Origin of the sequence: Yoonia vestfoldensis DSM 16212 (assembly GCF_000382265.1) — a bacterium.
Taxonomy (GTDB): domain Bacteria; phylum Pseudomonadota; class Alphaproteobacteria; order Rhodobacterales; family Rhodobacteraceae; genus Yoonia; species Yoonia vestfoldensis.
The window spans coordinates 125,274-140,026 of sequence record NZ_KB907982.1; the positions used below are offsets into that span (position 1 = coordinate 125,274).

General features: G+C 61.0%; 13 protein-coding genes. 9 read left to right on the forward strand and 4 right to left on the reverse strand.

Annotation, left to right across the window (positions count from 1 at the left end):
- Positions 1–4: 4 nt before the first annotated feature.
- The 4 genes from H147_RS0111800 to H147_RS0111815 form a co-directional block, all read right to left on the reverse strand.
- Positions 5–856: an esterase-like activity of phytase family protein gene (locus H147_RS0111800; RefSeq protein WP_019955581.1), complete on the reverse strand. Its 852-nt coding sequence runs from the start codon at positions 854–856 to the stop codon at positions 5–7.
- Between the two features lie 72 nt (positions 857–928).
- On the reverse strand, positions 929–1,843 hold the full coding sequence (mepA, locus tag H147_RS0111805) for a penicillin-insensitive murein endopeptidase (RefSeq protein ID WP_019955582.1): 915 nt from the start codon (positions 1,841–1,843) through the stop codon (positions 929–931).
- Positions 1,813–3,201 (reverse strand): MFS transporter, encoded by a 1,389-nt coding sequence (locus H147_RS0111810; RefSeq protein ID WP_245541139.1) that lies wholly within the window; start codon positions 3,199–3,201, stop codon positions 1,813–1,815. The genes mepA and H147_RS0111810 overlap by 31 nt, the downstream gene beginning before the upstream one ends.
- 65 nt (positions 3,202–3,266) lie before the next feature.
- Positions 3,267–3,812 (reverse strand): acyl-CoA thioesterase, encoded by a 546-nt coding sequence (locus tag H147_RS0111815; protein WP_019955584.1) that lies wholly within the window; start codon positions 3,810–3,812, stop codon positions 3,267–3,269.
- A 138-nt stretch (positions 3,813–3,950) separates the two neighbouring features.
- On the opposite strand from H147_RS0111815, the gene H147_RS0111820 reads away from it, so the two are divergent.
- From H147_RS0111820 to H147_RS0111865, 9 genes are all read left to right on the forward strand, one after another.
- The gene (locus H147_RS0111820) at positions 3,951–4,238 is read left to right on the forward strand and encodes a YggT family protein (RefSeq protein WP_019955585.1); all 288 of its coding nucleotides are present in this window, start codon (positions 3,951–3,953) and stop codon (positions 4,236–4,238) included.
- Positions 4,239–4,324: 86 nt separating this feature from the next.
- Positions 4,325–4,726 carry a PA2779 family protein gene (locus tag H147_RS0111825; RefSeq protein ID WP_019955586.1) on the forward strand — a complete coding sequence of 134 codons (402 nt, stop codon included), beginning with the start codon at positions 4,325–4,327 and terminating at the stop codon, positions 4,724–4,726.
- Positions 4,684–5,538, forward strand: coding sequence for a PA2778 family cysteine peptidase (locus tag H147_RS19665; protein ID WP_245541140.1), 855 nt, complete (start codon positions 4,684–4,686; stop codon positions 5,536–5,538). The genes H147_RS0111825 and H147_RS19665 overlap by 43 nt, the downstream gene beginning before the upstream one ends.
- A 98-nt stretch (positions 5,539–5,636) precedes the next feature.
- The gene (gene fdhF, locus H147_RS0111835) at positions 5,637–8,402 is read left to right on the forward strand and encodes a formate dehydrogenase subunit alpha (RefSeq protein ID WP_019955588.1); all 2,766 of its coding nucleotides are present in this window, start codon (positions 5,637–5,639) and stop codon (positions 8,400–8,402) included.
- A gap of 176 nt (positions 8,403–8,578) precedes the next feature.
- Positions 8,579–8,962, forward strand: coding sequence for a hypothetical protein (locus tag H147_RS0111840; protein ID WP_162561667.1), 384 nt, complete (start codon positions 8,579–8,581; stop codon positions 8,960–8,962).
- 687 nt (positions 8,963–9,649) lie between these two features.
- On the forward strand, positions 9,650–11,608 hold the full coding sequence (locus H147_RS0111850; protein WP_019955591.1) for an AMP-binding protein: 1,959 nt from the start codon (positions 9,650–9,652) through the stop codon (positions 11,606–11,608).
- Positions 11,605–12,423 carry an ABC transporter ATP-binding protein gene (locus H147_RS0111855; RefSeq protein WP_026352460.1) on the forward strand — a complete coding sequence of 273 codons (819 nt, stop codon included), beginning with the start codon at positions 11,605–11,607 and terminating at the stop codon, positions 12,421–12,423. Before H147_RS0111850 ends, H147_RS0111855 begins: the two co-directional genes overlap by 4 nt.
- Before the next feature lie 131 nt (positions 12,424–12,554).
- A complete protein-coding gene (locus tag H147_RS0111860; RefSeq protein ID WP_019955593.1) occupies positions 12,555–13,553 on the forward strand; it encodes a branched-chain amino acid ABC transporter permease in 999 nt (332 codons plus the stop codon).
- A 77-nt stretch (positions 13,554–13,630) separates the two neighbouring features.
- The gene (locus tag H147_RS0111865) at positions 13,631–14,707 is read left to right on the forward strand and encodes a branched-chain amino acid ABC transporter permease (RefSeq protein ID WP_019955594.1); all 1,077 of its coding nucleotides are present in this window, start codon (positions 13,631–13,633) and stop codon (positions 14,705–14,707) included.
- The last annotated feature ends 46 nt before the right edge of the window (positions 14,708–14,753 follow it).

The window sequence follows — 14,753 nt, forward strand, 5'->3', positions numbered from 1 at the left end:
CCCGTCAGTCCGTCAACCGGTATTCCACGATCTCGGTCCGTTGGAACGCGCGGTAATTGTCGTCAGAGATCAGGGTCATCCGCAGGCCCTGATCGTCCTGCCAGACGCTGATCCCTTCGAGGTTGTCATGTGCACGGACCCGCGTTTGCAGCACCAGGTCTTCGCCGCCACCTGTCAGGTCGAACCGCCGGACCCGGCTGCGGAACCCGATCCCGAGAAAGTCACGCTCCAGCACGTAAAGCCGCCCGTCCGGCCCGATGTCAGCCCCCGCCACCAGAAACGCGCCCCGCCGTGGTATGTCGAAAGGCTGGTCCCAGACGCCGTTTCGCAGGCGGTAAACAGGGAAGGGCAGCGTCGCCACGCCTGATCGTTCGGGTATGGTATAAAGCGCGCCATCGCTGGCGATGGCCAAGGCTTCAAGCGATGCGTTCGTCTGCATCCCGTCAAAGGCAGGTGTCGTCACAAGGTCGGAGGCTGGCGCATCGATTGTGGCAAAGCTGCGGATGCCGTGAATCCATTCGAAGGATACATAGATCGTGCCGTCAGCGGCAATCGCCAGGCCTTCGCTGTCGCTTTCGGCGCGGGTCAATGCGCGCCCGCCGGGACCTGTCATCATAACGATGGGACCCGCCGTGATGCCGTTGATCTGTCCGTCCGTGCGATCAAACCGCCCACTGATGAAAACGGCACGGTCGCTGAGCGCGACAAAGCTGGTCCCGTCGTCCGATACTTCGATCGCGGAGAAGCCGCCAAAGCGCGGATCGTCCAGCGTCCAGTGATGGCTGCCGATCAGCACCGCCTCGGACCGGGCAGGAAGGGCCAGCCAGAGGGCAGCCAGAAGATAGGTCAGGCGCAAGGCGGGATCATTTCAATACAACGGCCATCAACCGGAGCCTAGCCGTACGCGGTTAAGATCGCTTTACCGCAATCAGTCGGAATTCAGTACGGCAAGGCATTGTCCGGGCAAGCTTGCCATCGTCAACTCGCCGCGTGGGGTCACGGGTGGCGCGGCAGGATCGCGTGGCGTTGGCGGCGGCGGGTTCAGGATGTTGTTGACCCATTCCTGTGCCTCGGCGCAGCCGTCACCGGGTGGTGGTGGGGCCTGATTGACGCAGGTCGCATCGCCCGCGGCGCAGTTCAAACGGACGTGGAAATGGTAATGATGCCCGTACCAGGGCCGGACCTTGTTCAGCCAGCTGCGGTCGCCGGTTGCGTTGTTGCACATTTCGACCTTGGCCCCCGGAAACACGAAAATCCGTGCTGTGCGCGGGTCGGATGCGGCCGCGCGGATCAGCGCCTCATGTTGCGGGGTCCAGTCACTGTTGACGTAGGCCCCGCTCGCCCGCCGCATGGTGATCGAAGAGATCGCCTCGCGTTCCGCACGCGAAAGGTCCAGCCGCGTTGCAGGCAGCATCCAGATATCGGCATCAAGGCCGGTCTGGTGGCTGGCGTGGCCAGTCAGCATCGGCCCGCCGCGCGGCTGGCTAAGGTCACCAACATAGATGCCGTTCCAGCCGGGCAAGGTCGCGGCAAACCGGCTGAGGTCCTGCACATAATCCACGGTGATCGGCTGCGCCCAGTTGCGGTTGCGCGACAGGCGCATCGCCTGCCATGTCGGGCCGGTTTCAGGCAGTTCGACAGCACCGGCCTGACAACCTTGCGCATAGGCACCCAGCGCGGCGGGCGCCTGCGCCGTCGGACGCGGGGCAGCGCCGAACAGCACTTTTGCCACCCGGTTGTCGCCCGCATTCTGCATCACCTCGACCCGTGGTGCAGGTGGTTCCTCGGGTTGGCAGGCCGCGAGTCCGAGGCTCAGGATGACTGCTGCTGCAATGCGGACCATGCGTCACGATCTCCGTTCTTGTTGACATAGCGTAGCAAGAAAAGCCCGATCATGAAAAGGAAGATAATCGGCAAAAAGCCCAATTGGTTGCTGCCCGTCATGATCGTGAAGATCGTGATCAGCGCGGGCGCAAGGAAGGCCGTGGCCTTGCCGGTCAGGGCGAAGAGGCCGAATGCCTCGGCCGGATGGTCGGGGTGGGTGTGGCGCACCATCATCGACCGCGACGAGGCATAAAGCGCGCCACCGGCCCCGCCGATGCAGACGCCGCAGAAGTAAAAGATAAGATCGGGGATCTGTGACCCTTCTGGCAACGGGATGCCAAAGATCGCCTCGCGCGACATGCCCACGATGATGACAGACACGCCGATCAGCACCCAGACGCAGGCCTTGATCACGGGTTTCGGGCCGTAGCGCGCATCGCCCAAGCCGCCAAGCCATGTCACGATAGCCGCCGCAATGGCCGCGATGATACCAAACACGCCGATCTGCTGTGTCTGCCAGTCCAGCACCAGTGCCGCATAGACCCCGCCGAAAGCGTAAACCGCGTTCAGCGCGTCGCGATAGAACATCGACCCCAGCAGGAAATTGAACAGGCTTTTGCGTTTGACGACCGAGCGGAGCGTGTCCATCAACTCGCCCGCGACGGCGCGCATGTCGGTAGACTTCCGTACGGCATTGGGATCGTCGCGGACATAAAGAAAGAAGGGAATGATAAAGATCACATACCAGATCGCGATGAACGGCCCGACCGACCGCGTGCCTTCGCGCAGGTCGGGGTCCAGCCCGAACAGCGGTGCATTGCCCAGCAGGGTGACACCCTGATCGTTTTCCGCCAGCAACAGCAGCATCAGGAACAGCGACACCACCCCGCCCCAATAGCCAAAGGCCGCACCCGACCCCGAGATGCGCCCCACCTCGCGGTCATTGCCCAAGGACGGCAGGATCGCGTTGACGAAGTTCAGCGCGCTTTCGGCGGCGATAAAGCCGATATAGAAGGTAATCAGGATCAGGATCAGCGACGCACCATCCGGCGTTAGCCCCCAAAGCATCCAAGTCGCCCCCACATAAACGACCGAGAAAAAGGCGATCCACGGGATCTTGCGCCCTGACCGGTCGGCAAAGGCCCCAAGAAACGGTGCGCTGAAGGCGATCAGCAGGCCTGCGACCGTCTGGCCTGCGGACCAGATCCATTGCGCGCGGGCGTTGGCGGCGGATTCCTCCAGCCCGGCACCCAAATAATATTGTGCGGCGACGACCGCGAAATAGGGGCCGAAAATGAACGTCAGGCCAAGCGTGTAAAACGGCTGCGACGCCCAATCGAACGCCATCCATCCCCAGATCCGTTTCTTGCTGACCATGACCTGCCCCTGCATCCCTTTTCAGGAACTAGACACTGCAAATCATGTCGCTGGCAAGACAAGGTTTAGGGTTGCGCGCCGTGATCGACAGGGGGCCATGGGCGCGTGCGGTCGGCGTCGATCCAGCCTTGCACCCAATCTGGCAGGCGCGGCTGCGGATCGCTCATGCCCATTTCCGCAAGCAGCCGTTCGGGTTTGACGATCCCGTTCCTGTCCGTCGCGGCAGAGCGATAAAGGATCTGCACCGCGCACTCTTGTCCGATCCAGATCGACTGGTCGAGATACATGAACTTGTCATCCCAGCCGATACATTTGCTGACCATGCGGAACCGCGTGAAGGGCCTGATCCGCTTGCGATACCGTACCGATGCACCCGCCATCGTCAGCCCCCAGCGATTGCGCTGCAACGCCGCCACCAGTCCGGTGCGGATACCAAGCCCTGTGCGCCCCAGATCCATGATCGTCAGGATGCGCCCGTTGTTCATCTCGAGGTAAACGTCGATGTCCTGCGGCCAGCAGCGGTGCCACGACACATGCGCGTCCATCGGCCCAAGCGCGGGCCTGCGCCGGTTGACGATGATTTCCTTCAGGGTGCGGACAACGGGATACATGCGACGCCTCTTGTTGATGCGCGCAGGGTGATCCTGCCTGACGTTAACGTCAACTTTGACCTTGGGGCAACCTTGGGCTTGTCGCGCGGGGCCGAAACGCTTAGGTCAATGCGACAGTTTCAAAAGGGCGTTTCTTCCATGCTTACCATCATCCAGGCCTTGCTTCTGATCATCGGCGTCGTGCGGTTTTTCGTCATCGCGCATTTCATCATGAGCTGGCTGATCCGGTTCGAGGTGCTGAACGTCCGCCAGCAATTTGTCGGGCAGGTGTGGTACACGCTCGAACGTGTGCTGGAACCGATCTATGGCCCGATCCGGCGGATGCTGCCCAACATGGGCGGGATCGACCTGTCGCCCATCGTGGTGCTGGTGGGTTTGGAAATCCTGCGCATCTTCCTGATCAACAACATGGGCATGTTCTTCTGATCGCTGACGCCCCGCCAAGAGACGGTTGCGCCTTGGCGGGTTTTGGCCGAAACTCTGTTCAAGACTGCAACAGAGGAGCATTGACGATGGGTGTTTTCGACCTTTCCCGCAAAAGTTTGGCCATCGTACTGTCGGCCCAACTGCTGTTGGCCACGCAGGCCGCGACGGTGGCACAGGCGCAGATGCTGGGGACGGACGTCGCCATCGACAGATATGCGGCACTGGCTGATCGCGGCCTGTTGCTGGACGAATTGCAGCGCGCCGAGGTCCGCGACCAGATCATCGACCTTGGTATCGACCCCGCCGAGGCAGAGGCGCGCCTTGCCGCGCTGTCCGATGCAGAGCTTGCGACGATCCTGACGCAGATGGAAAATGACAGCGCGGGTGCCGATATCGTGGGCACGCTGTTCACCGTCTTCGTCATCCTTCTTGTGACCGATCTGCTATGCTTTACCCGGGTGTTCAGCTTTACCCGTTGCGTCCGTTAAAGGTCTTTCTGGCTGGCGTGCTGGCCTTGCTGGCCGCCTGCGCCGCGCCATTCGATCCTGATACGCGGCTATCGGTCGATGTGCCGACCCGTGCAGAGATCGCGGGCGTGCCACTGATCCGGCAAGAGGCATTTTTCTGTGGTCCCGCATCGATCGCGATGGTGATGCAATGGGCGGGCGCGGATGTGACCCAAGACCAGGTCGCCGCTTTGGCCTTCAGCCCCGGTGCGGGCGGCACCTATACCGCCGACATGATCGGCAGCAGCCGCAGGCTCGGGCAGCTCGCCGTCGAGATCGGCACGTTTGATCAATTACTGGCCGAGGTCGCGGCAGGCCATCCGGTGATCGTGTTCCAGAACCTTGGCCTTGGGGTCGCCCCTGTCTGGCATTATGGCGCCGTGACCGGCTATGATTTCGATCGCGACGAGGTCTATCTCAACTCCGGCCAAGAGGACCGGATGGTCATGCCCTTCGCCGTGTTCGAACGGACGTGGCGGCGGGGTGATTATTGGGGGCTGGTCGTTTTGCCGCCGGACCGCCTGCCTGTCAGTGTGGGGCAGACGCAGGTCCTGTCGGCTGCGGCAGCATTGGAACGCGTCGGGCAGGCGAATGCGGCGGAAACGCTGTATCTGACAGGTGCCGCGCGCTGGCCTGACAATTGGCTGTGGCTTTTCGGGTTGGGCAATGCGCGCTATGCCCAAGGCGATCTGGCGGGTGCGCGCCGCGCGTTGCGGCAGGCACAGGCGCTGGCCCCTGACATCCCCGAAATCCGCGCCAATCTGGCGACGGTGACGGCGGAACTGTCCGGTTAGACTGGTCATGGCGCAAAACCACCGCTTGCGGTCGCGCTTGGCCTTTCCGGGCGGCGCGGCGCGTGGTCTATTCGGCCCATACGAAGCGGAGGCGCGCGATGTCCGACCAGATTACCTTTACCCTTGATGGTGCAACCGTCACTGCTGCCCCCGGCCAGACAATCTGGGAGGTCGCGAACGGGCGCGGTCTGGTGATCCCGCATCTGTGCCACAAACCCGCCCCCGGCTATCGGTCCGACGGTAACTGCCGCGCCTGCATGGTCGCCATCGAAGGCGAACGCACGCTGGCCGCATCCTGCATCCGCGAACCGCGCGACGGCATGGTCGTGACCACCAACCAGCCGCGCGAAGTGCAGGCGCGGCGCATGGTGATGGAACTGCTGGTTGCTGACCAACCGCCGCAGGCTGTGGCGCATGACCGGTCCAGCCATCTGTGGGACATGGCGGGCGCGCAAGGTGTGGCTGTGAGCCGCTTTCCCGCCAAGGCCGCGCATATCCCGCTGCTGGATGACAGCCATGTCGCGATGTCGGTGAACCTTGATGCCTGTATCCAATGCGGGCTCTGCGTGCGCGCCTGCCGCGAAGTGCAGGTCAATGATGTGATCGGCATGGCGGGGCGGGGTGGCACGGCCTATCCGGTGTTCGATATGGATGATCCGATGGGGGGATCGTCCTGCGTGGCGTGCGGCGAATGTGTGCAGGCCTGTCCGACAGGCGCGCTTTTGCCCGCGACGGTGACGGATGAAAATCAGCAGGGCGATACCCGCGATTACGACCGCGAGGTCGCCAGCGTCTGCCCGTTCTGCGGGGTCGGCTGTCAGGTCAGCCTCAAGATCAAGGCGGGCAAGGTCAAGTTCGTCGAAGGCATCAACGGCCCCGCAAACGAAGGGCGGCTTTGCGTCAAGGGGCGGTTCGGGTTCGATTATATCCACCACCCGCACCGCCTGACCAAACCGCTGATCCGCCGCGCCGATGCGCCCGCCAAGGGGCTGAACGTCGATCCCGGCAACTGGCAGACACATTTCCGCGAGGCGACATGGGACGAAGCACTGGACGCGGCGGCAAACGGCCTGAGCGCAATTGGTGGCAAGGGCGTGGCGGGCTTCGGTTCGGCCAAATGCACCAATGAAGAGGCCTATCTTTTTCAGAAACTCATCCGGCAAGGGTTCGGGCATAACAACGTCGATCACTGCACGCGGCTGTGCCATGCGTCATCTGTTGCGGCGTTGATGGAAAACGTGGGCTCCGGTGCCGTGACCGCGACCTTCAATCAGATCGAACACTCCGATGTTGCCATCGTCATCGGCGCCAACCCGATCGAGAACCACCCCGTCGCCGCGACCTATTTCAAGCAATTCGCCAAACGCGGCGGCAAGCTGATCGTGATGGACCCGCGCGGGCAGGCGTTGAAACGGCATGCGTCGCATATGCTGCAATTCCGCCCCGGTGCCGATGTGTCAATGCTGAACGCGATCATGCATGTGATCGTCGAGGAACAGCTATACGACCAGCAATACATCGCCGCCTATACCGAGAATTGGGCGGCCGAAAAGGCGCATCTGGCCGATTTCAGCCTTGAAAAGATGGCGGGCATCTGCGGGATCGACGCCGAAACGCTCCGCGATGTGGCGCGGACCTTTGCCGGTGCCAAGGCCGCGATGATCTTCTGGGGCATGGGCGTCAGCCAGCATATCCACGGCACCGACAATGCGCGCTGCCTGATTTCGCTGGCGCTGATGACGGGGCAGGTCGGGCGTCCGGGGTCGGGGCTGCATCCGCTGCGCGGACAGAACAACGTGCAGGGCGCGTCGGATGCGGGGATGATCCCGATGTTCCTTCCCGATTACCAGCCCGTCGGCGACCAAGGCGTGCGCAGCGCGTTCCAAGAGGTCTGGCAGCACGGCGAGATCGACGCCGCCAAGGGCCTGACTGTGACCGAAATTCTGGATGCCGTGCATGATGGTGATATTCGGGCGATGTATATCCTTGGCGAAAACCCCGCCATGTCCGACCCCGATGTGGACCATGCACGCGCGGCTTTGGCCAAACTCGACCACCTTGTCGTGCAGGACATCTTCATCACCGAAACCGCCAATTTCGCCGATGTGATCCTGCCTGCCAGCGCCTTTGCCGAAAAGACCGGCACCGTGACCAATACCAACCGGCAGGTCCAGATGGGCCGTCCCGCCGTGCCGCCGCCGGGCGATGCGCGCGAGGATTGGTGGATCACCGTGGAACTGGCCAAACGGCTGGGCCTGCCATGGACCTATGCGCATCCGTCCGAGGTGTTCGGCGAAATGACGCAAGTTATGGCGTCGCTCAACAACATCACATGGGACCGGCTCGAGGCGCAGAGCGCGGTCACCTATCCGTCGCTGTCGCCCGATGATCCGGGCCAGCCGATTGTCTTTGCCGACGGTTTCCCGCGCGAGAATGGCCGCGCCAAATTCACCCCCGCCAGCGTGATCGCGCCGGACGAGACACCCGATGCCGACTACCCGATGATCATGACCACGGGCCGCCAGCTCGAACATTGGCACACAGGGTCAATGACGCGGCGGTCGCGCGTGCTGGACGCGGTCGAACCCGAGGCGAATTGTTCGCTGCATCCCTCGACCCTGCGCAGGCTGGGCGTGGAGCCGGGCGGGATGGTCCGGCTGACCACACGGCGCGGCAGCATCGACATCATGGCGCGGTCCGACCGCGCCGTCGCCCCCGACATGGTCTTCGTCCCCTTCGCCTATGTCGAGGCAGCGGCGAATATCCTGACCAACCCCGCCATCGACCCCTATGGCAAGATCCCCGAATTCAAGTTTGCCGCCGTCAGGGTGGAGAAAGCGCAAAGCGAGGTCGCGGCGGAGTAGTGCAACATGTGGTCCATCAGTGATGATTGCGCATTACCACGGGCCATGGCGGTCGAAAATCACTCGTCCACTGTGCGGGACGACGCGGACCGCGATCATTCATGTTTGCATGTCCGCGTCCGGTTGGCTGTTGTACATCTAATGACTAAGGCGGACTATTGAAAATGGTCTGCGCGTTGGACTTAGATGAAGTGTCCGAAAGACGATATCTGGAAATGCTGATTGCGCTCTTGTTGAAGCGCGCATTCGCAAACTCATCAGAGTTCGAGCACAGTTGCATGTCCGCTGGCGAAGCCTTGGGGGCATGTTTCGAACATTTTGGCGCAGCTCGGAATGACGGATGGAAGATCCGTCTGACGATGCCAAAGGACTGGATACTCAACAAGGTTCGTCTAGCCCCAATGAGAGACCTGCCGACCTCGAGCGACGTTCTCGATGTGTTACTGACCTTCCTCAGCCAATACGGGACAGTCCCCAACCTGACTGACCCTTTCAAATCCGCTGACTTCGATCCAGAGGTATCAGGCGTTCTTCAAGAAATGAGGCTGATAGATGGCTAACATATAGCTCGTCGATTATTTTGGCTCTTTCTTGTTGATCATTACTTTCTGATGCCTGCTCGGGGGGGATGGGACGACAGCGTGCGCAAAGAGCTTAAGACAGTTTGCGAGCTGACTTGGAAAGATGCACCTGCGGAGTTCAAAGCTATCATCGAAGGTCGGTCTGATCGCCATCTTAATTGGGCGCAAAGCTACTTGGAAAGACATTGGAGGCATGGCCATTGGCTGACAGATCAACAAGAAGCTCGTTCAATTGTGACCACACACCATTTCCTGCCAACCATCGTTTGCAGCACTCTGATAAATCCAAACAAAGAGGTCTATGTTCCTAAAAGGTTTCTCTAAAACGGATAACTTGCCTTTATGTTATCATTGCAGACTTTAGGGCGCAGCACATCCTCAATCACTTTGGCACCAATCTGCCATTTGCGGAACCTATGCCCTGCATGAGCATTCTTGCTCTACAGACGCGATTATTCTCTCTGTCAGCGTTCCTCCAGTTTACATGCTCAGAACCAACGCTCTGTGCTGAAGGGCAAATGAACACATCCATTAACTGAACGCCCGTTCAAAAAATGATTTGACGGATGGCGTCATGGCCCGCAAGATCACCGCCAAGGCAGCGCGTTGCGAGGAGGCGACTCGCGGCCTTGGGTGGGAAAACCATCCGAAGGGAGGATCATCAAGATGCATGCACCCGCTGACGGCGGCCCTGTGACTATTCCTGACCTTCTGGCCCGCAACGTGGCGCGCCATGGGACAAAGCCCGCGTATCGGGAAAAGGAATTCGGCATCTGGCAAAGCTGGACCTGGGCGCAGGCAGCCGAACAGATCGACGCGCTGGCGATGGGCTTGCTGACATTGGGCGCGGATGCGGGCGACCATATCGCGGTGTCCGGTCGCAACCGCCCCGCGCTCTATTGGGCGATGGTCGCGGCACAGCGGATCGGCTGCATCCCCGTCCCGCTTTATGCCGAAGCCGCGGCCGAGGAGATCGCCTATGCGCTCGACCATTGCGGCGCGCGTTTTGCGGTCGTGGGCGATCAGGAGCAGGTGGACAAGATCGCCGATGTCCGCGACGGGCTGACCCAGCTTGAGCATGTGATCTACCTCGACGGGCGGGGTTTGCGCAAATACGACCATGCCGCAATGACCAGCTATGCCGATGTGCAAAAGGCGGGGCGCGCGTCGGGTCTGCTGGATCAGGTCAATGCGCGCAGTGCTGCGCGGACCTATGACGACACCTGCGTGATGCTATACACCTCCGGCACCACGGGACGGCCAAAGGGCGTGGTGCTGTCCAACCGCAATGTCATCGAGACCTCGAAAAACTCCGCCGAATTCGACCATCTGCGCCCCGATGACGAGGTGCTGGCCTATCTGCCGATGGCTTGGGTCGGGGATTTCATCTTTTCGGTCGGGCAGGCGATGTGGACGGCGTTCTGCGTGAACTGCCCCGAAAGCGCGGAAACGATGCAGCTTGACCTGCGCGAGATCGGGCCGACCTACTTCTTCGCACCGCCGCGCGTGTTCGAACAGCAGCTGACCAATGTGATGATCCGCATGGAAGATGCGGGGCGGTTCAAGAAATGGCTGTTCCACCGCTATATGGCCGTGGGGCGCAGGGTCGGGCCGCTTTTGCTGGATGGGAAAGATGTCAGCACGGGGGACCGGCTGAATTACCTGCTTGCAAAGCTTCTGGTGATCGGGCCGCTGAAGAATACCCTCGGCCTCAGCCGCGTGCGCGTGGGCTATACGGCGGGCGAGGCGATCGGACCCGAGATTTTCGATTTCTACCGTGCGCTGGGGATCAACCTGAAACAACTCTACGGCCAGACCGAAGCGACAGTGTTCATCACCCAGCAGCCGGACGGCGAAGTGCGGTCCGATACGGTGGGCGTGCCTAGCCCCGGCGTGGAGTTGAAGATCGCCGAAAACGGCGAGGTCTACTATCGCTCTCCCGGCGTCTTCGTCGAATACTACAAGAACCCGGAAAGCACTGCCTCGACCAAGGATGCGGAAGGCTGGGTCGCGACGGGTGACGCCGGTTTCATCGAGGAAGGGACAGGCCACCTGCGGATCATCGACCGTGCCAAGGACGTGGGCAAGATGGCGGACGGGCGGCTCTTCGCGCCCAAATACGTCGAGAACAAGCTGAAATTCTATCCCAACATCCTGGAGGCCGTCATGTTCGGCGCGAACCGTGCATTTTGCACGGCATTCATCAACATCGATCTGACGGCTGTGGGCAACTGGGCGGAACGCAACAACATCGCCTATTCCAGCTATCAGGAATTGTCGCAGCATCCGCGCGTGCTGGATATGATCCTCGGGCATGTGTCCGAGGTGAATCGTTCCGTCGCCGCCGACCCGATGTTGGCGGGCTGTCAGGTGCATCGTTTCCTCGTGCTGCACAAGGAACTGGATGCGGACGACGGCGAAATGACACGCACCCGCAAGGTCCGCCGCCGTATCGTGAAAGAGAAATTCCATGACCTGATCGCGGCGCTCTATGGCGGCGTGCCCGAGATCTACACCGAAACCGAAGTCACCTACGAAGATGGTCGCAAGGGCAAGATCAAGGCGACACTGGTGATCTGCGATGCAGAGGTCGCGGAGGAACAACACAAGGTGGCGGCGGAATGATGGACGGTGTTGCACCCTATGTGACCGCGGACGGCCGCCAGATCGGTGGCGTCTTGATGGACATGCGCGGCATCACCCTGCGGTTCGGCGGGGTTGAGGCGATCAAGAACATCTCTTTCGACATCCGCGAAGGCGAGATCCGCGCGATCATCGGGCCGAATGGCGCGGGCAAATCCTCGATGCTGAACGTGATCTCTGGGTTCTACCACCCGCAGGACGGCGAGGTCTGGTTTCGCGGCGAAAAGCGGCCACCGATGAAACCCTATCAGGTGGCCCGCCTTGGCATTGCCCGCACGTTCCAGAACATCGCGCTGTTCGAAGGGATGAGCGTGCTCGACAACATCATGACCGGACGGCTGACGCATATGAAAACCGGACTGCTTGCGCAGGCGATCTGGAAAGGCAAGGCAGAGGCCGAAGAGGTCGCAAACCGCGAGGTCGTGGAAAAGATAATCGACTTTCTGGAGATTCAGGCGATCCGCAAGACCCCCGTGGGCCGCCTGCCTTACGGGTTGAAAAAGCGGGTGGAGCTTGCGCGTGCGTTGGCCGCCGAACCCAAGCTCTTGCTGCTGGACGAACCCATGGCCGGCATGAACGTCGAGGAGAAAGAGGACATGAGCCGCTTTATTCTGGATGTGAACGACGAATTCGGCACGACGATTGCACTTATCGAACATGACATGGGCGTGGTGATGGATTTGTCCGACCGCGTGGTCGTGATGGATTACGGCCGCAAGATCGGCGACGGCACCCCCGACGAGGTGCGCAACAATCAAGAGGTGATCGACGCCTATCTGGGGGTGGCGCATGAATGATTTTGCACAGCAAAATCATCCCGGACATGATCCGGGATCGCAGCGCCCCTTTGCCGTCCTGGACCTGATCCGGGACCTCGACCACCAATCGCAAGAGTCCCCGGGTCAGGCCCGGGGCGGGGAGGCATGCCATGTCGGCTGATTTTCTTTACGGCATCGAAGTCGTCATCAACGGGCTGATGGCGGGTGTGCTTTACGCGCTGGTGGCGCTGGGCTTTGTGCTGATCTTCAAGGCCTCGGGTATCTTCAACTTTGCCCAAGGCGTGATGGCGCTGTTTGCGGCGCTGACGCTGGTCGGGATCATGGAGGGGCAGGTGCCTTTTGCGCATCTGATCAACGCGGTTTTCGGCACGAATATCCATCATTTCGGCTGGCAGGTGCCCGCGATCCTTGCGATTTTCATGACCGTGCTGGTGATGATCGCCTTTGCCTGGGCGGTGCAGCATTTCGTGTTCCGCCATCTGGTCGGGCAGGAGCCGATCATCCTGTTCATGGCGACCATCGGTCTGGCCTATTTCCTTGAAGGTGTGGGCGATCTGATGTGGGGGTCCAGCATCCGCACGCTGGCGCTGGGTCTGCCGCAGGGTGGGTCGCTCTGGGTCGAGGAGATGACGAGCGGGCTGGGCGGCGACGACTTCTACGGCTTCTTCATCGACAAGCTGGATATGGTCGCAACCCTTGTGGCGTTGGTGCTGGTCGCAGGGCTGGTCGCTTTTGCGCAATATACCAAGCAGGGCCGCGCGATGCGCGCGGTGGCCGACGACCATCAGGCCGCCCTGAGCGTGGGCATTTCGCTGAGCTATATCTGGGTGCTGGTCTGGTCGCTCGCGGGGATCGTCGCGCTGGTCGCGGGGATCATGTGGGGCGCGAAATCCGGTGTGCAGTTTTCGCTATCGCTGATCGCGCTGAAAGCGCTGCCCGTTCTGATGCTGGGCGGGTTCACATCCATCCCCGGTGCGATTGTCGGCGGCATGATCATCGGGGTCGGTGAAAAGCTGTTCGAATACACGATCGGCGCGCCTTATCTCGGCGGCGCCACGGAAAACTGGTTCGCCTACATGCTCGCCCTCGTTTTCCTCGTGTTTCGCCCGCAGGGACTGTTTGGCGAAAGGATCATCGAACGTGTGTGATGTGAGGGTCGGTTCAAAAGAACTTTCAGGCCTCCGGCGGGGATATTTCTGCTCGGACGATGAGAAAGGGACGTGTCATGCTGTATCGTGAGGCGGGCGATTTCAAGACATCCTATCAGGCGGACAGCCAGACCTTCCCGATAGCCTTCGACCGCTGGCGGTATTGGGCGGTGCTGGTCATCGCTTTTTGCGTGGTGCCTTTTTTCGTCAACGCCTATTGGGCAAACGCCATCCTTGTGCCGTTCCTGATCTACGCCATCGCGGCGATCGGGCTGAACATCCTGACAGGCTATTGCGGGCAGGTCAGCCTTGGCACGGGCGGGTTCATGGCGGTGGGGGCCTATGCCTGCTACAAGTTGATGACGTCCTTTCCCGATGTCAGCATCGTCATCCACATCATTCTGGCAGGCGGCATCACCGCCGCAGTCGGCGCGACCTTCGGCCTGCCGAGCCTGCGGATCAAGGGGTTTTATCTGGCAGTTGCGACGCTCGCGGCGCAGTTCTTTCTTGTCTGGATGTTCAACAAGGTCGCCTGGTTCTACAATTATTCCGCATCGGGCCAGATCACGGCACCCGAACGCTTTGTCGCGGGTGTGGCGGTAACGGGGCCGAATACCGCGCCTTGGGCGCAATATATGATCTGTCTGGTGTTCCTGACAGTCTGCGCATTGATCGCTCGCAATCTGACGCGCGGGACGATCGGTCGGTCGTGGATGGCGATCCGCGACATGGATATCGCGGCCGAGATCATCGGGGTGAACCCGCTCAAGGCCAAGCTGACCGCCTTTGCCGTGTCGTCCTTCTTTATCGGGATTTCCGGTGCGCTGTTCTTTGCGGTGTATCTTGGCGCGGTCGAAGTGGGCGAGGCGTTCGGCATCCAGAAATCGTTCCTCGTGCTGTTCATGATCATCATCGGCGGGCTCGGGTCTCTTTTCGGCAGCTTCGCGGGGGCGGCCTTTCTGGTGCTACTGCCTGTCGCGCTGAAGGTGATCGGTGTCGATGTGCTGGGCTGGCCGACCGATCTGGTCGCGCATCTGCAACTGGTGATCGTGGGTGGGCTGATCATGTTCTTTCTGATCAAGGAACCGCATGGCCTTGCGCAGCTTTGGCGGCTGGCGAAGGAAAAGCTGCGGCTTTGGCCGTTCCCTTATTAAAAAATACGGATCGGGGCACACCCCGGCACAAGCAATCTTAACCATT